The organism is Streptomyces sp. NPDC051064, from assembly GCF_044455985.1.
In the GTDB taxonomy this organism is placed as follows: Bacteria; Actinomycetota; Actinomycetes; order Streptomycetales; family Streptomycetaceae; genus Streptomyces.
The window spans coordinates 556925-578742 of sequence record NZ_JBITFK010000004.1; the positions used below are offsets into that span (position 1 = coordinate 556925).

Annotated in this window: 22 protein-coding genes and 1 riboswitch; of the genes, 10 read left to right on the forward strand and 12 right to left on the reverse strand. The window is 72.9% G+C overall.

What is annotated here, in order from left to right:
• Positions 1-40: 40 nt before the first annotated feature.
• Entirely contained in the window at positions 41-676 is a 636-nt protein-coding gene (gene upp, locus ACIBCU_RS17505) for a uracil phosphoribosyltransferase (protein WP_325748007.1), read from the forward strand.
• An 84-nt stretch (positions 677-760) separates the two neighbouring features.
• Here upp and ACIBCU_RS17510 read toward each other — a convergent pair whose 3' ends face one another.
• The 6 genes from ACIBCU_RS17510 to ACIBCU_RS17535 all read right to left on the reverse strand — a co-directional run bounded on the left by ACIBCU_RS17510 (position 761) and on the right by ACIBCU_RS17535 (position 5977).
• A complete protein-coding gene (locus ACIBCU_RS17510; protein WP_399232338.1) occupies positions 761-1357 on the reverse strand; it encodes a LytR C-terminal domain-containing protein in 597 nt (198 codons plus the stop codon).
• A gap of 141 nt (positions 1358-1498) precedes the next feature.
• A complete protein-coding gene (locus ACIBCU_RS17515; protein WP_014155093.1) occupies positions 1499-1795 on the reverse strand; it encodes a type II toxin-antitoxin system VapB family antitoxin in 297 nt (98 codons plus the stop codon).
• A 193-nt stretch (positions 1796-1988) separates the two neighbouring features.
• Positions 1989-3530, reverse strand: coding sequence for a M28 family metallopeptidase (locus ACIBCU_RS17520; protein WP_399232340.1), 1542 nt, complete (start codon positions 3528-3530; stop codon positions 1989-1991).
• Between the two features lie 68 nt (positions 3531-3598).
• The gene (locus ACIBCU_RS17525) at positions 3599-4207 is read right to left on the reverse strand and encodes an HhH-GPD-type base excision DNA repair protein (RefSeq protein ID WP_362930683.1); all 609 of its coding nucleotides are present in this window, start codon (positions 4205-4207) and stop codon (positions 3599-3601) included.
• A gap of 65 nt (positions 4208-4272) precedes the next feature.
• Positions 4273-5529 (reverse strand): RNA polymerase sigma factor, encoded by a 1257-nt coding sequence (locus ACIBCU_RS17530; RefSeq protein WP_399232179.1) that lies wholly within the window; start codon positions 5527-5529, stop codon positions 4273-4275.
• 25 nt (positions 5530-5554) lie between these two features.
• A complete protein-coding gene (locus tag ACIBCU_RS17535; protein ID WP_362930679.1) occupies positions 5555-5977 on the reverse strand; it encodes a YciI family protein in 423 nt (140 codons plus the stop codon).
• Positions 5978-6161: 184 nt separating this feature from the next.
• Here ACIBCU_RS17535 and cbiE point away from each other — a divergent pair, with 184 nt between their 5' ends.
• Entirely contained in the window at positions 6162-7433 is a 1272-nt protein-coding gene (cbiE, locus tag ACIBCU_RS17540) for a precorrin-6y C5,15-methyltransferase (decarboxylating) subunit CbiE (protein WP_399232182.1), read from the forward strand.
• Positions 7430-8179 carry a precorrin-4 C(11)-methyltransferase gene (gene cobM, locus ACIBCU_RS17545; protein ID WP_362930675.1) on the forward strand — a complete coding sequence of 250 codons (750 nt, stop codon included), beginning with the start codon at positions 7430-7432 and terminating at the stop codon, positions 8177-8179. Before cbiE ends, cobM begins: the two co-directional genes overlap by 4 nt.
• 60 nt (positions 8180-8239) lie before the next feature.
• Here the strand turns inward: cobM and ACIBCU_RS17550 are convergent, their stop codons facing one another.
• The gene (locus tag ACIBCU_RS17550) at positions 8240-9358 is read right to left on the reverse strand and encodes a cobalt-precorrin-5B (C(1))-methyltransferase (RefSeq protein WP_362930673.1); all 1119 of its coding nucleotides are present in this window, start codon (positions 9356-9358) and stop codon (positions 8240-8242) included.
• Positions 9359-9404: 46 nt separating this feature from the next.
• Between ACIBCU_RS17550 and ACIBCU_RS17555 the strand changes: the two genes are divergently transcribed.
• Positions 9405-10148, forward strand: coding sequence for a cobalt-precorrin-6A reductase (locus ACIBCU_RS17555; RefSeq protein WP_362930772.1), 744 nt, complete (start codon positions 9405-9407; stop codon positions 10146-10148).
• A gap of 35 nt (positions 10149-10183) precedes the next feature.
• Here ACIBCU_RS17555 and cobJ read toward each other — a convergent pair whose 3' ends face one another.
• Genes cobJ through cobG form a run of 3 tightly spaced genes read right to left on the reverse strand, consistent with a single transcriptional unit; the run spans position 10184 to position 13696 of the window.
• Entirely contained in the window at positions 10184-11713 is a 1530-nt protein-coding gene (gene cobJ / locus ACIBCU_RS17560; RefSeq protein ID WP_362930671.1) for a precorrin-3B C(17)-methyltransferase, read from the reverse strand.
• Entirely contained in the window at positions 11710-12336 is a 627-nt protein-coding gene (locus ACIBCU_RS17565) for a precorrin-8X methylmutase (protein WP_362930669.1), read from the reverse strand. The genes cobJ and ACIBCU_RS17565 overlap by 4 nt, the downstream gene beginning before the upstream one ends.
• Positions 12337-12391: 55 nt before the next feature.
• Positions 12392-13696, reverse strand: a complete 1305-nt coding sequence (cobG, locus tag ACIBCU_RS17570; protein ID WP_399232185.1) for a precorrin-3B synthase — start codon at positions 13694-13696, stop codon at positions 12392-12394.
• Positions 13697-13873: 177 nt separating this feature from the next.
• Positions 13874-13948: riboswitch (cobalamin riboswitch) on the forward strand.
• A gap of 92 nt (positions 13949-14040) precedes the next feature.
• Between cobG and cobN the strand changes: the two genes are divergently transcribed.
• Both cobN and ACIBCU_RS17580 read left to right on the forward strand, forming a co-directional pair.
• Positions 14041-17640, forward strand: coding sequence for a cobaltochelatase subunit CobN (gene cobN / locus ACIBCU_RS17575; protein ID WP_399232187.1), 3600 nt, complete (start codon positions 14041-14043; stop codon positions 17638-17640).
• Positions 17641-17707: 67 nt separating this feature from the next.
• Entirely contained in the window at positions 17708-18460 is a 753-nt protein-coding gene (locus tag ACIBCU_RS17580; protein WP_362930663.1) for an IclR family transcriptional regulator C-terminal domain-containing protein, read from the forward strand.
• Between the two features lie 6 nt (positions 18461-18466).
• On the opposite strand, the gene ACIBCU_RS17585 is transcribed toward ACIBCU_RS17580, so the two are convergent.
• Positions 18467-18622 (reverse strand): hypothetical protein, encoded by a 156-nt coding sequence (locus tag ACIBCU_RS17585; protein ID WP_362930661.1) that lies wholly within the window; start codon positions 18620-18622, stop codon positions 18467-18469.
• Between the two features lie 159 nt (positions 18623-18781).
• Here ACIBCU_RS17585 and ACIBCU_RS17590 point away from each other — a divergent pair, with 159 nt between their 5' ends.
• The 3 genes from ACIBCU_RS17590 to ACIBCU_RS17600 all read left to right on the forward strand — a co-directional run bounded on the left by ACIBCU_RS17590 (position 18782) and on the right by ACIBCU_RS17600 (position 20343).
• Positions 18782-19396: a glyoxalase gene (locus ACIBCU_RS17590; protein ID WP_399232189.1), complete on the forward strand. Its 615-nt coding sequence runs from the start codon at positions 18782-18784 to the stop codon at positions 19394-19396.
• Between the two features lie 81 nt (positions 19397-19477).
• Positions 19478-19927 (forward strand): helix-turn-helix transcriptional regulator, encoded by a 450-nt coding sequence (locus tag ACIBCU_RS17595; RefSeq protein WP_399232191.1) that lies wholly within the window; start codon positions 19478-19480, stop codon positions 19925-19927.
• A gap of 5 nt (positions 19928-19932) precedes the next feature.
• On the forward strand, positions 19933-20343 hold the full coding sequence (locus ACIBCU_RS17600; protein ID WP_362930655.1) for a VOC family protein: 411 nt from the start codon (positions 19933-19935) through the stop codon (positions 20341-20343).
• A 33-nt stretch (positions 20344-20376) separates the two neighbouring features.
• On the opposite strand, the gene ACIBCU_RS17605 is transcribed toward ACIBCU_RS17600, so the two are convergent.
• The gene (locus ACIBCU_RS17605; protein WP_399232193.1) at positions 20377-21021 is read right to left on the reverse strand and encodes a dihydrofolate reductase family protein; all 645 of its coding nucleotides are present in this window, start codon (positions 21019-21021) and stop codon (positions 20377-20379) included.
• Between the two features lie 126 nt (positions 21022-21147).
• Here ACIBCU_RS17605 and ACIBCU_RS17610 point away from each other — a divergent pair, with 126 nt between their 5' ends.
• Positions 21148-21492: a hypothetical protein gene (locus tag ACIBCU_RS17610; RefSeq protein ID WP_362930651.1), complete on the forward strand. Its 345-nt coding sequence runs from the start codon at positions 21148-21150 to the stop codon at positions 21490-21492.
• The last annotated feature ends 326 nt before the right edge of the window (positions 21493-21818 follow it).

The following is a 21818-nucleotide window of genomic DNA, read 5'->3' on the forward strand; positions in this document are numbered from 1 at the left end:
TGGCGGGAAGCCCGTCCGGGGCCCGGCTACTGTTGACGGCATGCGGATCCACGTCGTCGACCACCCGCTGGTGGCGCACAAACTCACCACGCTGCGCGACAAGCGCACCGACTCCCCGACCTTCCGGCGGCTCGCCGACGAGCTGGTCACCCTCCTCGCGTACGAGGCCACCAGGGATGTGCGGACCGAGCAGGTCGACATCGAGACCCCGGTGACGCCCACGACCGGTGTGAAGCTGTCGCATCCGCGCCCCTTGGTCGTCCCGATCCTGCGCGCCGGTCTCGGCATGCTGGACGGCATGGTGCGGCTGCTCCCGACGGCCGAGGTCGGCTTCCTGGGCATGATCCGCAACGAGGAGACGCTCCAGGCGGAGACGTACGCCACGCGGATGCCCGAGGACCTCTCCGGCCGTCAGGTCTATGTCCTGGACCCGATGCTGGCCACCGGCGGCACGCTCGTCGCGGCCATCCGGGAGCTCATCAAGCGCGGCGCGGACGATGTCACCGCCGTCGTGCTGCTCGCGGCGCCCGAGGGTGTCGAGGTGATGGAGCGCGAGCTGGCCGGAACGCCGGTCACCGTGGTCACGGCCTCGGTCGACGAGCGGCTCAACGAGCACGGCTACATCGTGCCCGGCCTCGGCGACGCCGGGGACCGGATGTACGGCACCGCCGGCTGACCCGGCTGACCCGGCTGACCCGGCTGACCCGGCTGACCCGGCCGGTCCCGCCGGCCGGTCCGGGCCCGGCCGGGCCCGGACGCCTCAGCAGGAGGACGGCGCCGGGGACGGCGCGGTGAGGGCCGTGAGGGCCGTCGCCGCCGCCGCGGGCGTGCTGAACGCCTTGAACTTCGTACCGATGATCAGATCGATGTCCGCCGTCTTGCGGGTGTCGGTCTTCTGTGTGGCCCCCGGCAGCTGTGTGGCGAGCACGGAAAACGAGTCGTTCATGGCCTTCGGGCCGCCGAGCAGCATTCCGGTGCCGGGCACCTTCTTGTCGTAGGCGGCCGGTGCGTTGTCCACCTTGCCGATGGCGAAGCCGCGCTTCTTGAGCTCGTCGGCGGCGGCCTTGGCCAGTCCGCTGCGGGGCGTCGCGTTGTAGATGTTGACCTTGATGGCGGCCGGCTTCGGGAGTATCTTCGCCGGCGTCGAGGCGCTCCGGGAGGGGCAGGCCTTCGGCTTGCCGGCGGCGTTGGCCTGTCCGTCGCCGCCGGTGAAGACGTCGATGACCTGGAGCGTGCCCCAGCCGGCGAGGCCGAGGGCCACCACGGCGGCGGTCACCGAGAGGACCAGCTTGCGGCGATGGCGGGGGCGGCGCATGCGGGGGTACGTGTTACCCGTGATGCGGTACTTTCCGCCCATGCCGGGAGGGGTCAGCATGCTCATGGGCGCAGCGTAGTGCGACCTGGTGATGATGCCTACTAAACGATCAGCCTATGGCGCCCGTACGAGCATAAAAGCACCCGAAAGGCCCGAAATGCGCCATGGGTGGGAGTGGCGGGCTCAGCCCATTTCGAGCACGCGTGCGTGGAGCACCTGGCGCTGCTGCAGGGCGGCGCGCACGGCGCGGTGCAGCCCGTCCTCGAGGTAGAGGTCGCCCTGCCACTTCACGACGTGGGCGAACAGGTCGCCGTAGAACGTGGAGTCCTCGGCGAGCAGGGTCTCGAGGTCCAGCTGGCCCTTGGTGGTCACCAGCTGGTCCAGGCGGACCGGACGCGGCGCGACATCCGCCCACTGTCGGGTGCTTTCCCGGCCGTGGTCGGGATATGGCCGCCCATTTCCGATGCGCTTGAAGATCACACGGAAAGCCTACCGGGCAAGGGGGTCCCGGCGCAGCCAGGGAACACGACTGTAAAGCCGGTCGAAACGGCATGAAGCCACTTAAATCGGCGCACCGTCTGTGATGTGTGTGAGGCATGTTTGTGAGCGTGCCCCGGTGGCCGGGCGGTGACGGCCCGGTGACGCACCGGGGTGTGCGGGTTCGCGGCGCGTGCTATCCGGTGACGCCGTGGGCGTGCCCCCGGCGCAGGCCGCCGCCGCGCTCCTCGCCGGTGGCGGACGCGGCCGGGGCCGGACGGTCCAGGGAGCTCAGATCGTGGGCGTAGGTGCCGACCGCGTGGGCGATCACATCGATGTTGGTGTCGAAGTGCTCCATGTCGATGTTTCCCAGGCCGTCGCAGGCCGCGTGGTAGCAGGGGTCGTATGCGACGCCGGCCGTCCCGCCGTACGTCTCGGCCTGGGCGGCCGTCTTGATGCCCTCGGCGCCCGTGTCCGTACCGCCGGACGGGATGCCGACCTCGATGAACGGCCCGTAGTCGGAGCGCCCGCTGAAGTCCGTGCCGGTGTGCGGCTTGCCCTCGCTGTCCAGGAACGCGTTGATGTCGCGCTCCAGTTGGGCGGACCCCTCGGGGCCCGGGCCCTGGCCCGCCCCGTCGGAGTCGTCGCCGTCGAAGACGAACTGCGCGCCGTTCGGCGAGGCGATCATGTCGAAGTTGAGGTAGAGCGCGATGTTCTCGCGTTGTGCCCCGGAGAGCTTCGCGACGTACGCCTCCGAGCCGAGCAGGCCGTTCTCCTCCGCCGACCACCAGGCGAACCGCACCTTGTTGGCGGGCGGCCGGTGGGACTCCGCCAGTGCCAGGGCGACTTCGAGGAGTCCCGCCGATCCGGACGCGTTGTCGTTGATGCCGGGGCCGTCGGTGACGGAGTCGAGGTGTGCGCCGAGCATGACCGTCTTCGCGGCGTTCCCGCCGGGGGTCTCGGCGACGACGTTGCGGGTGACGCGGTCCTCCCGGAACTCACGGATCTCCAGGGAGACCTTCACCTCGCCCTTCGCCACCTCCGCGACCAGCTTCTTCCCCTCGTCCTGGGTGATTCCGCCGGTGGGGATCTTCCCCGCCTCCGCACCGCCCAGGGTGCCGGCGAGGGCGCCTTCGGTGTTGTTGTAGATCACCGCGCCGTCCGCGCCCGCCACCGCTGCCGCCGCCTGCTTCTCCGCGAAGGAGCAGCCGCCCCGCTCGATGAGGGCGATCCTCCCGTTGAAGCCGCCCGACGCGTAGTCGGCCGCCTCACAGCCGGTGGTGGCGTCGGTGGGGACGGTGGCGAGGGCCGCCGTGATGCCGCCCTCCCCGGTGGAGGCGGTGTACGTCATCGCCCTGACCGAGATGTCACGCGGCGTGGGGGAGACCACGGAGAGCTTCTCGGCGAGCGTCTCGGTGTAGACGAAGTCGAACGCCTGGTAGCCGACCTTGTAACCGGCCTTCCGGAGCAGCTGGTGGACGTAGGCGGCGGAGGCGTCGTAACCGGGTGAGCCGGCCGCGCGGTGGCCGTCCGCCGAGTCGGCCACGGCCTGGAAGCGCTCCAGGTGGCGGTACGCGTGGTCGGCGGACGCGTCCCGGACCAGCCGCCGCGCGAGCTCTGCGGCGTCCTCGGCCGGGTCCTGCGACGCGGACGTGGCGGCCGGAGACGCCTGACCGTGGTCGGGTGCCGCGGCGAGGAGAAGCGGTGTGGCCAGGGCGGCGGCGGCCACGACCGCCATGGCTCTGCGACGTGTGGTGCGCACTGGAGTCCTTCCGGTGTGGACGGGCGTGGGGCGGGCTTCCGCGGTCACCTGGTCCGGCCCGCCCTGGCCGCCGCCTTCGCCTGCTGCTTGTACGCCCGCACCTCGGCGAGTGAGTCGGGGCCGGTGATGTCGGCCACCGAACGGTGCGAGCCCTCCTCGCCGTACGCCCCGGCGGCCTCCCGCCAGCCCGTCGGACGTACGTCGAACCGCTTGCCCAGCAGCGCCAGGAAGATCTGCGCCTTCTGGGTGCCGAACCCGGGCAGCGCGTTGAGCCGTTTCAGCAGCTCGGCCCCGGTGGCGGCGTCCGCCCAGACCGCTTCCGCCCGTCCGTCGTACTCGGTCACCAGGTACTGGCAGAGCTGCTGGACCCGCTTGGCCATGGAGCCCGGATAGCGGTGCAGCGCCGGTTTCGTGGTGAACAGCTCGGTGAAGGCGTCCGGGTCGTACGCGGCGATCCTCCGGGCGTCCAGATCGTCCGACCCCATGCGCTGTGCCAGCGTGAACGGGCCGGTGAACGCCCATTCCATCGGCACCTGCTGGTCCAGCAGCATGCCGACGAGGGCGGCCAGCGGACTGCGGCCCAGCAGCTCGTCCGCGTCGGGCTCCTGGGCGATCCGCACGGTGCGGGCCTTGCCGTCGTCGCTCTTGGTCATGTATTCGATGATCGCGAGAGTGACCGGGATCGGCGACTCGGTGCGCGACGGCGCGGGTGCCTCGGCTACCCGGCGCTCCCGCCGGCCGGCGGCAGCAGCCGGGCCGCACGGAGGCGCAGATAGCGGGCCTCGGGTGCGCTGAGCGTGCGGTCGGCCGCCCTCAGATAGGCGGCGCGTGCCGCCTCCAGGTCCCCGGCCCTCTCCAGCAGGTGCGCCCGCACGGCGTCCAGCCGGTGGTGGCCCGCCAGCCGGTCCTCCAGGGCGGTCAGAGCCGCCAGACCGGCCCGGGGCCCCCTGACCATGGCGAGAGCCACCGCCCGGCTGAGCTCCGCCATCGGGTCGGGGGCGCCCTGTACGAGGAGGTCGTACAGGGCGAGGATCTGCGGCCAGTCGGTGTCCTCGGCGCGGGCCGCCTCGTCGTGCAGCGCCGCGATCGCGGCCTGCAGCTGGTACGCCCCGGCCGGGGCCTGGGACAGGGCCTCCTCCACCAGGGCGGTGCCCTCGCCGATGGCCGCTCCGTCCCACCGGGTGCGGTCCTGCTCGTCGAGCGGGATCAGCTCACCGTGCGGTCCGCTGCGGGCGGCGCTGCGGGCCTCGGTGAGCAGCATCAGGGCCAGCAGTCCGGTCACCCGTCCGTCGCGGGGCAGCAGCCCGCGGACGGCACGGGTCAGCCGGATCGCCTCCCTGGCCAGGTCGGGGCGGTGAAGCTCGCGGCCGGACGTCGCGGTGTACCCCTCGTTGAAGATCAGGTAGAGCACCTGGAGCACGGCGGCCAGGCGGAGGTCGTGGTCGGCGGGGCCCGGCTGCCGGAACGGCACCCCCCGCACCTTCTGCTTGGCCCGGCTGATCCTCTGGGCCATCGTCGCCTCGGGCACCAGATGGGCCCGGGCGATCTCGGCCGTGGTCAGGCCGCCCACGGCACGCAGGGTCAGCGCGATCTGGGCGGCGGGGGAGAGCTCGGGGTGGCAGCAGAGGAAGAGCAGGGTGAGGGTGTCGTCGGCGGCCGGAGCGGGGCTCTCCCCGGGCGGCGGGGCCGTGAACGCGTCGCGGGGAGTGAGCGCGGCGGCCCTCTCCTCACGGCGCTGCCGCGCGGAGTCGGCCCGCAGCTGGTCCGTCAGCCGCCGCGACGCGATCCTGATCAGCCAGCCGCGCGGATTGTCGGGCAGCCCGTGGGCCGGCCACTGCTGGGAGGCGGCGAACATCGCCTCCTGTACGGCGTCCTCCGCCGTGTCGAAGTGGCCGTAGCGGCGCACGAGCGCGCCGAGGACCTGCGGCGCGTGGTGGCGCAGCAGGTTCTCGACGCCGGTCGGCCTTTCGTTCACACGGCTCCCGCCCGGAGCGGGCGCCCTACTCACAGGCGCCCGAATCCCCGCCTTCGTCGATGGGACGGATCAGCACCGGGTAGACCGGCGCACCCTCCGGCTGCGGACACTCCTGGATGCGCGCCGCGATCTCGGTGACCCTCTCCAGGCTCGCGCAGTCGAGCACCCAGTACCCGGCGAGCTGCTCCTTGGTCTCCCCGTAAGGTCCGTCCGTGATCACCGGCCGGCCGTCCGCGCCCGGCAGCACCGAGCGGGTCCTGGCGGGTTCGGTCAGGCCCTGGCCGTCGACCATCTCGCCGGACTCGGCCAGGTCGTTGTTGAGGTTTCCCATGAAGGCGAACATCGCCTGCATGTCCTCCTTGCTCCAGGCCGGGTTCCCGGCCGACGGCTTGCCGTTCATGGCCTCGTAGTCGGCCTGCGAACCCTGAACCATCACGAGGTACTTCATGGTGTCGCTCCTCGGCTTCTCGGTCGCCGCCCCTTGCGGGCAACTCTCACAGGGGACGTCGGAGCCGGCGACCGGTTCTCGACACCACGCGGGAAGTTTTTTCGGAATCACTCCGCCGCACGGGTCCGGAAGCCGCCCCCGTAGAGTTCGGCTGCGTCGTCCCACCAACCCCGAGGTACCGGCTGTGTCACCCGTGTCACCCCCGCCCGCCGTCCCGGCGCCCGCGTCCGCCGTGAGCGTCGTGGGGATCGGCGCCGACGGCTGGGCCGGCCTCCCGGAGAGCGCCCGCGCGGTGCTCCTGGACGCGGAGGTCCTGATCGGCGGCGAGCGCCAACTGGGTCTGCTCCCGCCGGAATGCCGGGGCCGGCGGGTGCCCTGGCCGTCGCCTCTGCGGCCCGCCGTGCGTGGTCTGCTCGCCGCGCACACGGGGAGCAGGACAGCCGTCCTCGCCAGCGGCGACCCCATGTTCTACGGCATCGGCCGGGCCCTCACCGAGGAGCTGGGCGCCGGGGCGCTCCGGGTGCTGCCGCACCCGTCCTCCGTGTCGTATGCCTGCGCCCGGCTCGGCTGGCCGGTGGAGGACACCGAGACCGTCACCCTCGTCGGCCGCCCCGCGGCCCGGCTGGCCGGGGCGCTGTACGACGGGCGCCGGCTGCTGGTGCTCTCCGCGGACGCGGCCACGCCCGCCGCCGTGGCCGCCCTGCTGCGGGACCACGGTTACGGGCCCAGCCGGATGCGGGTGCTCGAACAGCTCGGCTCACCGGCCGAGGACTGCCTGGACGGCATCGCCGGCACCTGGGAGCATCCCGCCGGGGACCCGCTCAACGTCATCGCGGTGGAGTGCCGGAGCACCCCGGGCACCCTGCGCCTCGGCGCCGTACCCGGGCTCCCCGACGAGGCGTACGAGCACGACGGCCAGCTCACCAAGCGCCATGTCCGGGCGGCCACCCTCGGCGTACTCGCTCCCGCCCCCGGCGAGCTTCTGTGGGACATCGGCGGCGGCTCGGGGTCGATCGCGGCGGAGTGGATGCGGACCCATCCGTCCTGCCGTGCCGTCACCGTGGAACGCGACCCGGTGCGGGCGGGGCGCATCGCCCGTAACGCCGACCGGCTCGGCGTCCCCGGGCTGCGTGTGGTCACCGGCCACGCACCGGACGCCCTGGCCGGACTGCCCGTGCCCCACGCCGTGTTCATCGGCGGCGGGCTCACCGCGCCGGGGCTGCTCGACACCTGTTGGGACGCGCTGCCCCCGGGCGGCCGGCTGGTCGCCAACACGGTCACGCTGGAGTCGGAGGCGCTGCTCGCCGAGTGGTACCGGCGGCTCGGCGGCGACCTGGTCCGGCATTCGGTGGCCCATGCCGTGCCGGTCGGCGGGTTCACCGGCTGGCGTCAGGCGATGCCCGTCACGCAGTGGTCCGTACAGAAAACCCCGCACGCTCCAGGAGACGACAGATGACCGTGTACTTCATCGGCGCGGGCCCCGGCGCCGCCGACCTGATCACGGTGCGCGGCGCCCGTGTCCTCGCCGCCAGCCCGGTCTGCCTGTACGCGGGCAGCCTGGTGCCGCGTGAACTCCTCGCCGAATGCCCGGCGGACGCCCGGCTGGTGGACACCGCCCAGCTCGACATCGACCAGATCACCGCCGAGCTGGTGCGGGCCCACGAGGAGGGTCACGACGTGGCCCGGCTGCACTCCGGCGACCCGTCGGTCTTCAGCGCCGTAAACGAGCAGATGCGACGGCTGGACGAGGCGGGCGTGCCGTACGAGGTGGTGCCCGGCGTGCCCGCGTTCGCCGCGGCCGCGGCGGCGCTCAAGCGGGAGCTGACGGTGCCCACGGTCGGCCAGACCGTGATCCTCACCCGGATCGCCCAGCGGGCGACCGCGATGCCCGAGGGCGAGGACCTGGCCACGCTGGGCCGCAGCGGCGCGCTGATCGTGCTGCATCTCGCGGCGCGGTACGTGGACCGGGTGGTCGACGAGCTGCTGCCGCACTACGGCGCGGACTGCCCCACCGCCGTGGTCGCCATGGCCTCGCGCCCGGACGAGGTCATCCTGCGCGGGACGCTGGACTCCATCGCGGAGCAGGTGAAGGAGGCCGGGGTGATCCGTACCGCCGTGATCATGGTCGGCAGGACCCTGGGCGCGGAGCAGTTCCGCGACAGCCACCTGTACTCCCCGGCGCGGGACCGCCACACCTGCTGACGGACGGGCGGGACGGCTGCCGTCCCGCCTCAGGGGCCTGTTGTCCGGATCATGCTGGGCTCACCGCGCCTCGCTGCGCCCCACGACGGCCCCCGCCCGGTCGATGCAGATCACATCCACCGCCACCGGCGCTCCCCGCAGTACCGACAGCGCCTCGTCCCGTGCGCCCACCGCGACCAGGTCGCCCAGCGGTACCCCGGCGGCCGTGCACAACTGGAGGGCCGCGAGGCCGGTGTTGGCGGCCTCGATCTCCGCCGCCAGCTCCTCGCTCGCCCCGCCCTGCCGCGCCAGCCGCGCCAGGAACGGCTTGTCGACCTGCGAGCGGCCCGAGTGCAGGTCCAGATGCCCGGCGGCCAGCTTGGACAGCTTGGCGAACCCGCCGCAGATGGTCAGCCGCTCCACCGGATGCCGGCGTACGTACTTCAGCACCGCGCCCGCGAAGTCCCCCATGTCCAGCAGGGCGATCTCCGGCAGCCCGTACTCGGCCACCACGGTCTTCTCCGAGGTCGAGCCCGTGCATCCCGCGACGTGCCGGTGGCCGGCCGCGAGTGCCACGTCCACCCCGCGGCGGATCGAGTCGATCCAGGCCGAGCAGGAGTAAGGCACCACGATGCCTGTCGTGCCCAGGATCGAGATCCCGCCCAGGATGCCCAGGCGGATGTTCCACGTGAAACGTGCGATCTCCTCGCCGTCGTCCACCGAGACCGTGATCTCGACGTCGCCGGTGCCCCCGTGCTCCGCCGCCGCCCGCGCGATGTGGTCCCGCATCATCTGGCGGGGGACGGGGTTGATCGCGGGCTCCCCGACGTCGAGCGGCAACCCGGGGAGGGTCACCGTCCCCACGCCCGGGCCGGCGCGGAACACCACTCCGGACCCCGCGGGCAGCAGCCGGACGGTGGACCGCACCAGCGCGCCGTGGGTGACGTCCGGGTCGTCGCCCGCGTCCTTGACCACGCCCGCCGTGGCCCTGCCGTCGGCGAGCTCCTCCACCGCGAGCGCGAAGGCGGGGGTCTGGCCCCTGGGCAGGGTGATGGTCACCGGGTCGGGGAAGTCGCCGGTCAGGAGGGCCGTGTACGCGGCCGTGGTCGCCGCCGTCGCACAGGCCCCGGTCGTCCATCCGGGCCGGAGACCGGTGTGCTTGAGTTGGGCGGTGCGCCCGCCCTGCGCCTCACTGCTCATGGATGGCCTGCGCCTCACTGCTCATGGATGGACCGATCCGATGCCCTTGCACGTACTCGTCCTCGGCGGCACCACGGAGGCCCGCCGGCTCGCGGAGTCCCTGGTGGCGGCGGACGGGATCCGGGTGACCAGCTCACTCGCGGGACGCGTCGCCCGGCCGAGGCTGCCGCCCGGTGAGGTACGCGTCGGCGGCTTCGGCGGGGCCGAGGGCCTGGCCGAGTGGCTCCGCGCACACCATGTGGATGCGGTCATCGACGCCACCCATCCCTTCGCAGGCACGATCAGTTTCCACGCGGCCTCGGCCGCCGCCGCTGTCCATGTTCCCCTGCTGGCACTCCGACGGCCCGGCTGGGTGCCGGTGGAGGGCGACCGGTGGCACGTCACCGACTCCCTCGCGGGTGCGGCGGAGCTGCTGCCGGAGCTCGGGTCACGCGTCTTCCTCACCACGGGACGCATGGGTCTGGCGGCTTTCGCGGGGCTGGACTCGCTGTGGTTCCTGATGCGTTCGGTGGACGCCCCCGAGGCCCCGCACCCGGCTCGGATGGAGGTGCTGCTGGACCGGGGGCCGTTCTCCCTGGAGGGCGAGCGGGAGCTGATCCGGCGCCATCGCGTCGAAGTCCTCGTCACCAAGGACAGCGGCGGTGACGCCACCGCCCCCAAGCTCGCCGCCGCCCGCGAGGCCGGAATCCCGGTGGTGGTGGTCGGACGGCCGCCGGTCCCCCCGGGTGTGCCCGTGGCCGGGACGCCCGAGGAGGCCCTCGCGCTGCTGCGGCGCCTCACCGGGCCGTGACCCTGGAGCGGGACCGGTCCGGGAGGCGCCCGCTGTCAGTCCTCCGGGTAGCGGCGCGGCGTCCAGACGATCTGCTGTCCGTCGCCCCGGCGCACCCAGCGCGTCTGGGAGGACCCGACGATGAGGATCGTCCGCATGTCCACCTCGCCCGGGTCCAGATCGGCCAGCCGCACCGTCCGCACGCTCTCCGCCGGACCTCCGACATCGCGGCCGAGCACGACGGGCGTGTCCGGGGAGCGGTGCTCCAGCAGCAGGTCGCGGGCCTTGCCGACCTGCCATGTCCGGCTGCGGGAACCGGGGTTGTACAGCGCCATGACGAGGTCGGCCGTGGCCGCCGCGCGCAGCCGCTCGGCGATGACCTCCCACGGCTTCAGCCGGTCCGAGAGGGAGATGGTGGCGTAGTCGTGGCCCAGCGGCGCACCCGCCCTGGCGGCGGCGGCGTTGGCAGCCGTCACCCCGGGGAGCACCCGCACCGCGATGTCCGTGTACGCGTCCTGCGAGGCCACTTCCAGTACGGCCGTCGCCATGGCGAAGACCCCCGGGTCGCCACCTGAGACCACGGCGACGCGGCGCCCGCGGCGGGCCAGGTCGAGGGCGAATTCGGCCCGCTCGGACTCGACCTTGTTGTCGGAGCCGTGGCGCTGCTGGCCGGGCCGCACCGGCACCCTGTCCAGATACGTCGTGTAGCCGACCAGGTCGTCGGCGGCGGCCAGCGCGCCGCGTGTCTCGGGCGTCAGCCACAGCGGTCCGGCCGGCCCGGTGCCGACCACGACGACCTCGCCGCTGTGCGGGCCCGCTGCCGGTGAGGGCCGGCGGGCGTCGATCCGGCTGGGCAGCACGGCGACCGCGAAGTACGGCACGGAGTCCGCGTCGGTGTCCGCCAGGTCGCCGGTCCGCTCCCCGGCCATGGTGGCGCGCTCGACGTACCGCGCCTCGGGCAGCCGGCCGGACGCCTCGAAGGCGCGGCGCACTGCGGGGAACGTCCGGCCCAGCTTCATCACCACGGCGGAGTCCGTGGCCGCCAGACGTGCCGTCAGCTCCTCCTCGGGCAGGGTGCCCGGCAGGATCGTCAGCACCTCCTCGGCCTCGACCAGCGGGGTGCCGAGACGGGCGGCGGCGGCGCTGACCGAGGTGACGCCGGGGATGACCTCGGTGTCGTAACGGTCCGCGAGCCGCTTGTGCATGTGCTGGTACGAGCCGTAGAAGAGCGGGTCGCCCTCGGCGAGTACGGCGACGGTGCGCCCGGCGTCGAGGTGCGCCGCGAGACGGTCCGCGGCCTCGGTGTAGAACTCGTCCAACGCGCCCCGGTAGCCGCCCGGGTGGTCCGTGGTCTCCGTCGTGACGGGGTAGACCAGTGCCTCCTCGATGTGGTCGGCGCGGATGTGCTGCGCCGCGATCGAGCGGGCGATGGAGCGGCCGTGCCGGGCGGAGTGGTACGCGACGACGTCGGCCTCACCGATGATCTGCACGGCCCTCACGGTCATCAGGGCAGGGTCGCCCGGGCCGAGGCCGACGCCGTACAGCCGCCCCGTGCCGGTCGTCCGCTGCTGCTCGGGCACGCTCACTCCTCCTCGCTGGCGATCGCGTTGAGGGCGGCGGCGGCGATGGCGCTGCCACCGCGCCTGCCGCGCACGACGAGGTGCTCAAGGCCCGAAGGGTGGGCGGCCAGAGCCTCCTTGGACTCGGCGGCGCCGATGAATCCGACGGGCACACCGATGACGGCGGCGGGGCGCGGGGCGCCCTCCTCGATCATCTCCAGCAGCCGGAAGAGCGCGGTGGGCGCGTTGCCGACGGCGACGACCGCGCCCTCCATCCGGTCCCGCCACAGCTCCAGGGCGGCGGCGCTGCGCGTGGTGCCGAGCTTCGCCGCCAGCCCGGGGACGGCGGGGTCCGACAGGGTGCAGACCACGTCGTTGTCCGCGGGCAGGCGCTTGCGCGTCACACCGCTGGCGACCATGGCCACGTCGCAGAGGATCGGCGCGCCGGACCGCAGGGCCGCACGGGCGTCCGCCACCGCGTTCGGTGAGAAGGCGATGTCGCGTACGAGGTCGACCATGCCGCAGGCGTGGATCATCCGGACGGCGACCTGGCTCACATCGGCGGGTAGCCCTGCCAGATCCGCCTCCGCGCGGATGGTGGCGAAGGACTGGCGGTAGATCGCCGGTCCGTCCTTCTCGTACTGATGCACAGTGCTGTCGCTTTCTTCATCGAACAGGTCGAACAGGGGTGGTGGTACGTCGTGGTCAGGTGTGCGTGCCCCGGGCCGCTGCCACGGCGTCGGCGAGCGCGGCCGGGTCGTCCCGGACCGTTGCCGTCTCCATGGCCCGGTCCTCCCGCACATGGGAGATCCGGTGTCCGCCGGGGGTGGCGACCACGTCGATCCACTCCCCCCGCGGATGGCCGCAGCGGCGTTCGCACCCGGACCAGTACACAGGGAGCCGTCCGGCCGGTCCGACGGCGGCCCCCGCATCGGCCCGTACGTCGGCCAGCGACTTCGCGCAGCCGGGCCGCCCGATACAGGCCCCGACACCGGCCCACGGGGACCCGGGCCCGGTGATCAGACCGGCCCCGGTGAGGCCGTCCAGCAGGCTGTCGGCGCGGTCGGGTCCGATGCCGGTGACGACGACCCCGCGCCACGGGGTGAGGCGCAGTTCCCCGGCGCTCGACAGCAGCCGCCACCGGTCCAGGTCCAGCCGCCCCAGCGGTACGCCGACGGAGAACGCGGCCTCGGCGCGGTCGCCCGGGACGGGGCCGGGGGCCGGCGGCAGGGCTTCCAGGGGGCGGGGGTGGGCCGTCCCCGGGGTGACGGCGACGCCGGCCTGCCCGAGCCGTCGGGCGACCTCGGGGGGCAGCGCGGCGGCCGTGGCGTCCGGCAGGTCCTTGACCCGCCAGGCGCCGCTGTCACGGGCGGAGTCGAGGAAGACCTCGGCTGCGGTCAGCGCGGCCCGGGGGCCGTCGGCGTAGGGGACGCGGAGGACGGCGTCATCGTCCCCGATGCGCAGGAGCGCGCTGCCGTCGTCGTGGCCCCGCAGGGTCAGGTCGGCGCCGAGAGCGTCCACGTCGCCGCGGCCGTCGTCGAGTGCGAACAGGAAACGTCCGGAAAGCGCCGTCGCGTTGTCGCTTCCGCACAGAAGGCGGTCCAGTGCGATCAGCCAAGGGCGTACGTCGGCGCTCCCGAGGCCGTCGAGCCCGGAGAGCGGGGAGGCGACCACGTTGCGTACACGCTCGTGGCGTCCGGAGGGCAGCAGTCCGGCCGCGTCCAGCAGTCCGGCCAGCTCCGCGCCGCAGTCCGGGGTGAGCCCGCGCAGCTGGACGTTTCCGCGTGAGGTGAGATGCAGCTCACCGTCGCCGAAGCGCTCGGCGGCCAGCCCCAGCGCCTCCGCCTGGCGGGGTGTCAGCACCCCGCCGGGTATCCGGATCCGCGCCAGCGCACCGTCGTCCGCCCGGTGCAGACGCAGCGCGCCGGGGCAGGCGTCGCCGCTGCTCCGGGCACACGCATCGCCCGGAGACCGGGACGGAAGGGGGGAGGCGGACATGGCGGCGAGCATACCGACCGTGACCGTGGCGCACCCCTACGGTCACTGTGACCTACGGGACACGTAGCCTCCGCGCCACCCGCTGCCGCGCCGGTCAGGGCGGGGGCCGTCTGGTCAGCACCCCCCACCCGGCGCCTACTATGCCTAGCGGCGGTCCGTTGGGTCCGCCATCGCCAGACGGCGACAGGGGAGGAAGCCCGGTGAGATTCCGGCGCGGTCCCGCCACTGTGAGCCCGGCCCACCGGCCGTGCGAGTCAGGAACTCCCTTTCCCGAACCCCCGGCTTCGCGCCGGGGCAGGGGAGACCCAACCGACACTGCCCGGGGCGTGGACACCCCGAGGAAGGGCTGACGCCGCATGATCCTGCTCCTGTCGACGTCCGACACCGACCTGCTGAGCGCCCGCGCTTCCCAGGGTCCGGTCAGCTACCGCTACGCGAACCCTTCCCGGCTCCCTCTCGACGACCTTCCCCAGCTCCTGGACGGCACCGACCTCGTCGTCGTACGCCTCCTCGGCGGTGTCCGGGCCTGGCAGGACGGTCTCGACCAGGTGCTCGCCACCGGCCGGCCCGTCGTCGTGCTGACCGGTGAACAGGCCCCCGACGCACAGCTGATGGCCGCCTCCACCGTGCCGATCGGCATCGCCGCCGAGGCGCACGCCTACCTCGCGCACGGCGGCCCCGCCAACCTGGAGCAGCTGGCCCGCTTCCTCTCCGACACCGTGCTGCTCACCGGCCACGGCTTCGAGCCGCCCGCCCCGGCCCCCGCGTGGGGCCCGCTGGAGCGGACCGCCCGGGACGTCACCGGCCCGACCGTCGCGGTGCTCTACTACCGCGCCCACCACATGAGCGGGAACACCGCGTTCATCGAGGCGCTCTGCACCGCCGTGGAGGACGCCGGCGCCCGCCCCCTCCCGCTGTACGTCGCCTCGCTGCGCACGCCGGAGCCCGAACTCATCGACGAACTCCGCGCCGCCGACGCCATCGTGACCACGGTCCTCGCGGCGGGCGGCACCAAGCCGGCCACCGCTTCGGCGGGCGGCGACGACGAGTCCTGGGACGCGGGCGCCCTCACCGGCCTCGACGTACCCGTCCTCCAGGCGCTCTGCCTCACCAGCCCGCGTGCGGCCTGGGAGGAGAACGACGAGGGCGTCTCCCCGCTGGACGCCGCGACCCAGATCGCCGTCCCCGAGTTCGACGGCCGCCTGATCACCGTGCCGTTCTCCTTCAAGGAGATCGACGAGGACGGTCTGCCCGCCTACGTCGCCGACCCCGAGCGGGCCGCCCGCGTCGCCGGGATCGCCGTACGTCACGCCCGGCTCCGCCACATTCCGGCCGCCGAGAAGCGGATCGCGCTCGTCCTGTCCGCGTACCCGACGAAGCACTCCCGCATCGGTAACGCCGTCGGCCTCGACACCCCCGCGAGCGCCGTGGCGCTGCTGCGCCGGCTGCGCGCCGAGGGTTACGACTTCGGCCCCGAGGAGGAGATCCCGGGTCTGGTCTCGGGCGACGGCGACGAGCTGATCTACGCGCTCATCGAGGCCGGCGGCCACGACCAGGAGTGGCTCACGGAGGAGCAGCTGGCCCGCAACCCGGTCCGGATCCCCGCCGCCGACTACCGCCGCTGGTTCGCCACGCTTCCCGCCGAGCTGCGCGAGTCGGTCGAGCAGCACTGGGGCCCGGCGCCCGGCGAGATGTTCCTCGACCGGTCCCGCAACCCCGAGGGCGACATCGTGCTCGCGGCCCTGCGCCGCGGCAATCTGCTGATCCTCATCCAGCCGCCCCGCGGCTTCGGCGAGAACCCGATCGCGATCTACCACGACCCCGATCTGCCGCCCTCGCACCACTACCTGGCCGCGTACCGCTGGATCGCCGCGTCCGCCGACGACAACGGCTTCGGCGCCGACGCGATGATCCACCTCGGCAAGCACGGCAACCTGGAGTGGCTGCCCGGCAAGAACGCCGGCCTCTCCGCCGCCTGCGGCCCCGACGCCGCGCTGGGCGATCTGCCGCTGGTCTACCCGTTCCTGGTCAACGACCCGGGCGAGGGCACCCAGGCCAAGCGCCGCGTGCACGCGACCCTCGTCGACCACCTGGTGCCGCCGATGGCGCGGGCCGACAGCTACGGCGACATCGCCCGCCTCGAACAACTCCTGGACGAGCACGCCCAGATCGCCGCGATGGACCCGGCCAAGCTCCCGGCCGTCCGCGCCCAGATCTGGACCCTCATCCAGGCCGCGAAGCTCGACCACGACCTGGGGCTGGAGGACCGGCCGGAGGACGAGGGCTTCGACGAGTTCATCATGCATCTCGACGGCTGGCTCTGTGAGATCAAGGACGTCCAGATCCGCGACGGCCTGCACGTCCTGGGCGCCGCTCCGGCCGGCAAGGACCGCGTCAACCTGGTCCTCGCCGTCCTGCGCGCCCGCCAGATCTGGGGCGGTACGGCGTCCCTGCCCGGCCTGCGCGAGGCGCTCGGCCTGGACGAGTCGGCGGCCACCCGCACGGCCGCCGACGAGACCGAGGAGCAGGCCCGGGCGCTCGTCCAGGCGATGGACGACGAGGACTGGGACCCGGCCGCCGTCGCCGGTGTGGCCGCGGGACACCCGCAGGCCGTCGCCGACATCCTCGATTTCGCCGCCCGGGAGGTCGTGCCCCGCCTCGCCGCGACGACCGACGAGCTCGACCACGCGGTCCACGCGCTGAACGGCGGCTTCGTCCCCGCGGGCCCGTCCGGTTCCCCGCTCCGGGGCCTGGTCACCGTCCTGCCGACCGGCCGCAACTTCTACTCCGTCGACCCGAAGGCCGTCCCGTCCCGCCTCGCCTGGGAGACCGGCCAGGCCCTCGCCGACTCGCTCCTGGAGCGCTACCGCGCGGACAACGGCGACTGGCCCACCTCCGTCGGCCTGTCCCTGTGGGGCACCAGCGCGATGCGCACCGCGGGCGACGACATCGCCGAGGCCTTCGCCCTGCTCGGCGTACGCCCCGTCTGGGACGACGCCTCGCGCCGCGTCACCGGCCTGGAGGCGATCCCGTACGAGGAGCTCGGCCGCCCGCGCATCGACGTCACGCTGCGCATCTCCGGCTTCTTCCGCGACGCGTTCCCGCACACCATCGGTCTGCTGGACGACGCCGTCCGCCTGGCCGCCTCACTGGACGAGCCCGCCGAGCAGAACTTCGTACGCGCCCACACCCAGGCCGACCTGGCCGAACACGGCGACGAGCGGCGCGCCACCACCCGCATCTTCGGCTCCCGGCCGGGGACGTACGGCGCCGGGCTGCTCCAGCTCATCGACTCCCGCGACTGGCGTACGGACGCCGACCTCGCCGAGGTCTACACGGTGTGGGGCGGCTACGCCTACGGCCGTGAGCTGGACGGACGCCCGGCCCGGGACGAGATGGAGACCGCGTACAAGCGGATCGCGGTGGCGGCGAAGAACACCGACACCCGTGAGCACGACATCGCGGACTCGGACGACTACTTCCAGTACCACGGCGGCATGGTCGCGACCGTACGCGCGCTGAAGGGCACCGCCCCCGAGGCGTACATCGGCGACTCGACCCGCCCCGAGACGGTCCGCACCCGCACCCTGGTCGAGGAGACGTCCCGGGTGTTCCGCGCCCGGGTGGTCAACCCGAAGTGGATCGAGGCGATGCGCCGCCACGGCTACAAGGGCGCCTTCGAGCTCGCCGCGACGGTCGACTACCTCTTCGGGTACGACGCGACGACGGGCGTGGTCGCGGACTGGATGTACGACAAGCTCACCGAGACGTACGTCCTGGACCCGACGAACCGCGCGTTCCTCCAGCACGCCAACCCCTGGGCCCTTCACGGAATCGCGGAGCGCCTTCTGGAGGCGGAGTCCCGCGGGATGTGGGCGAAGCCCGACCCGGCGGTCCTCGAAGCGCTGCGCCAGGTGTTCCTGGAGACCGAGGGTGACCTGGAGGGCGAGGACTGAGCGGCCCACCGGCCGGAGAGCCACGTCCTGCCTTGCTGCCTCCCGCCCGCAGGTCCAAGCTTGTGGGATGGGTGACCGAGCGGGCCACACGCCGATCGCTTCTGTCCAGTACGCGTTCCGCTTGATGGAAGCCGTGGCGGCGCACGACGGCGGCGCGCCCGCGAACGAGCTGGCGCGGCAGGCGGGGCTGCCGCCGGACACGGCCCTGGGGCTGCTGCGGGACCTCACGCGGGACGGCTACCTCCGCAGGCTCGACGACGGTTCGTTCGGCCTGGGCGACATGCCGCACGGCGACCACTTCGCGCACGACGTGGCCGGTCTGGTCCGCCCCGCCCTCGCCTCGTTGCGGGACGACGTGTCGGCCGCCGCCTATCTCACCTTCTACGAGGAGGGCGAGATCAGGATCGCCGAGATCGTCGACAGCCCGCAGACGCCCAGGGTCGACCTCTGGGTGGGTTTCCAGGACGCCGGGCACGCCACGGCACTCGGCAAGTGCGTCCTGCGTGAGCTGGACGCCGAGGCCCGGGTCGAATACCTCACGCGGCACACGCTCACCGACCTCACCCCCCGCACGATCACGCACCGGGAGGAGCTGATCCGGCAGCTCGAGTCGTCGCGTTCGGTACCGGCGGTGATGGACCGGGAGGAGTACAACCTCGGCACGGTGTGCATCGCGGTGCCGGTGTACGGCGGCGGCGGTACGGTCGGGTCGCTCGGCGTCTCCTTCCGGGCGGACCGGATGTACCGCACCAGTCAGGTCCGCCAGAGTTTGCTGGCGTCGGCGGACCGGGTGACCAGGGACATCTCCTTCGGCACCTGAGGGGGATCAGGTGTCCCGCGGGCTGTCGAGGCGATCGCGGCGGGCGATGTCCAGGGTGAGGCGGCCACCGTTGAGGCCCTCGACGGCACGGGCGATTTCGTGCCACTGCCCCTGTGTGAACGAGCGGGCGTCCGCGATGTGCTGCCGTGGGCCGCCGCTCATGGACACCGCGTACGCTCCCGGCGCCGCGTGACCGGGGGCGGCACCACAAGGCCGGAGACGGGAGCCGCAGCGGACCCGGCCCCGGGCCTCGGACAGCCCCGGGCCGGACCGGTCAGGAATCGAGAAGCGCGCGGCGCGGAGTCGCCATAACTTCGTTCCATGGCTTCCATCGCATCCGTCACCCTCGAGGTGGCCGACCCCACCGCCGCCGAACCCTTCTACTCCGCCGCCTTCGGTCTGGGCCCTGAGCTGCGCCTACGGGCTTCTGAGGCGCCGACGACCGGCTTCCGCGGCTTCACGCTGTCGCTCACGGTCTCCCAGCCGTCCACGGTCAACAGCCTGGTCGCCTCCGCACTCGACGCCGGTGCCTCGGCGGTGAAGCCGGCCACGAAGTCGCTCTGGGGTTACGGCGGCGTCGTACGGGCTCCCGACGGGACGCTCTGGAAGATCGCCACCTCCGCGAAGAAGGACAAGGGCCCGGCCACCCGGCAGATCGACCGCTTCGTGCTGCTGCTGGGAGTCGAGGACGTGCTCGCGAGCAAGCGGTTCTACGTCGGCCATGGCCTCACCGTGGGGAAGAGCTTCGGCCGCAAATACGTCGAGTTCGACACCCCCACGAGCCCCGTCACGCTGGCGCTCTACGGGCGCCGGGCCCTGGCCAAGGACGCCGGCGTCCCGCCGGACGGCACCGGATCGCACCGGATCGCGCTCGGCAGCGACATCGGCCCCTTCACCGACCCGGACGGTTTCGAGTGGGAGAAGGAAGCTCACTGAGGCGTCAACCTCCGCGCCACGCCCCCGCCTGTTGCCTGAACGCGGTGCGCGGCTCCGACCAGGCGTGGCACGATCACGCACGTGACGAGCAGACCCACCGAGGCGCAGTACCTGCGTGACCTGGCACTGCTGCGCCGTGTCCGCGACCGGATGGACCGGGAGTACGCGCAGCCGCTGGACGTCGAGGCGCTCGCCCGGGGCGTGAACATGTCGGCCGGGCACCTCAGCCGCCAGTTCCGGCGGGCGTACGGCGAATCGCCGTACGGCTACCTGATGACACGGCGTATCGAGCGGGCGATGGCGCTGCTGCGGCGAGGCGACCTCGGCGTCACCGAGGTCTGCTTCGAGGTCGGCTGCTCCTCGCTGGGCACCTTCAGCACGCGCTTCACGGAGCTGGTCGGCATGCCGCCCAGCGCCTACCGGCGCCAGGCGGAGAGCAACGCCGCGGGGGTGCCGCCGTGCGTGGCGAAACAGGTGACCAGACCGATCAGGAATCGAGAAGCCCGGGCCCCCGAACCCCCGCTAGCGTGACCGCCATGGACATCAACATCCGTACGAGCGTCCTCCCGCACGACGACCCGGACGCAGCCCTGGCCTTCTACCGCGACACCCTCGGTTTCGAGGTGCGCAGCGACGTCGGAACCGGCACGATGCGCTGGATCACGGTCGGCCCCGCCGGCCGGCCCGACACGTCCATCCTGCTGGCACCGCCGGCCGCCGACCCGGGCATCACCGAGGACGAGCGCCGCACCGTCGTCGAGATGATGGCCAAGGGCACCTACGGCTGGATCCTCCTGGCCACCGAGGACCTCGACGCCACCTTCGAGAAGCTGCAGGCCGGCGACGCCGAGGTCATCCAGGAGCCGACCGAGCAGCCGTACGGCGTCCGCGACTGCGCCTTCCGCGACCCCGCGGGCAACCAGATCCGCATCCAGGAAGTGCGCTGAGCCCCGGCTGCCCGCAGCGGTGACCGCCTGGTGTCACCTCCGCCAGAACAGGTGGTGCGTCACACCGCTCGGGCTGGGGACGACCTCGAGGTGGTACCGGTCGACCAGCTCGTCGGGCGACTCCCAGAGGCGTACCCCGGCACCGATCTTCACCGGGGCGACCACCACGTGCAAGGTGTCGACGAGGCCGGCGTCGAGGAACTGCCTGACGGTGGTGACCCCGCCGCCGAGCCGGACGTCCTGGCCCCGCGCGGCCTCCCGTGCCTGTTCGAGGACGTGGGCGGGATCGCCGTCGACGAAGTGGAACGTGGTGTCGGAGAGGGTGAACGAGGGTCGCTTGTGGTGGGTCATGACGAACACCGGGGTGTGGAAGGGGGGCTCCTCACCCCACCAGCCACGCCACTCCTCGTTCTCCCAGGGCCCGCGCTGAGGCCCGAACTCGTTGCGGCCCATGATCTCGGCGCCGATGTTGTTCGCGAAGTCCCGGGTGAAGTAGTCGTCGAGGCCCCGGGTCCCCCCGGGCTCGGTGCGATTGGGCCAGCCCGCCGTGGCGCCGGCCCAGGACATCAGGGCCCCGGGATCTGCGTCGCCGAACGGTTTCTCGAGGCTCTGGTGCTCACCGGCACCGAATCCGTCGCTCGAGACGGTGAAGTTCTGGACCCTCAGCAGCTGTCCCACGTGCTTCCTCCTGAGTCGGATGTCAGTAATGAGACCGCACGCACCGGGAAAACTCATCGGCTGACGTTCCACCGCTGTGCGCGGGAGCTGCCGTCACTGTCGCAGAGCCGCGGACCCACCCCGGCGATGACGAACGACATCAAGATCGATTTCGATCCTCGGTGCGACTTCGGCTGCACGGCCGCCGACACCAGCTTCGCCTGGGACGGCTCGATGACCTGGAAGGGCGCCAAGGAGTACGACGCCCACGAGGTCACCGGGCAGGCCCCCCTCACCGACGAGCGCCTCTTCCCCGGCACCGGGCCGAAGACAGGCCGCCGACGCCGGGCCCGGTCGACCAGCCAGGCGGTCAGTTCCCGCCACTGCGCCACGGCCCGTCCGGCGTCGTCGCCACACCTTGTCGATCGCTCATCCCGCCAACCTGTCGACGGGCGAAAGCGTCCCACTGTGACGGACGTCACGCTGCCCTGAGGGTGCAGGGTCAGCAGCTTCCGGTCGGCAGACCCTCCGACTGACGTGCTACGGGTGAACAAGCGGGCATCGCGATGCGCCGAAGGCCGGGCACCGGCACTCTGCTGAGTGAGGGGCAGTCGGGGGACGCGCAGGCCGGTGGCCCGCTGCCCCCGCCCTCCGCAACGGCGTCACGGTCCCGGCGAAGCCCGGCGGACGCGAGTCGAAGGGGGCGCTTCAATGACGTTCGGTACAGCAGGGCCGGCCGGTCGAACGCATGCCACGGGCGGGTCGGCCGACGGCGTCGGCGTGCAGCCTGAGGCCTCCGCCGTGCCGGCGGTTCCGGC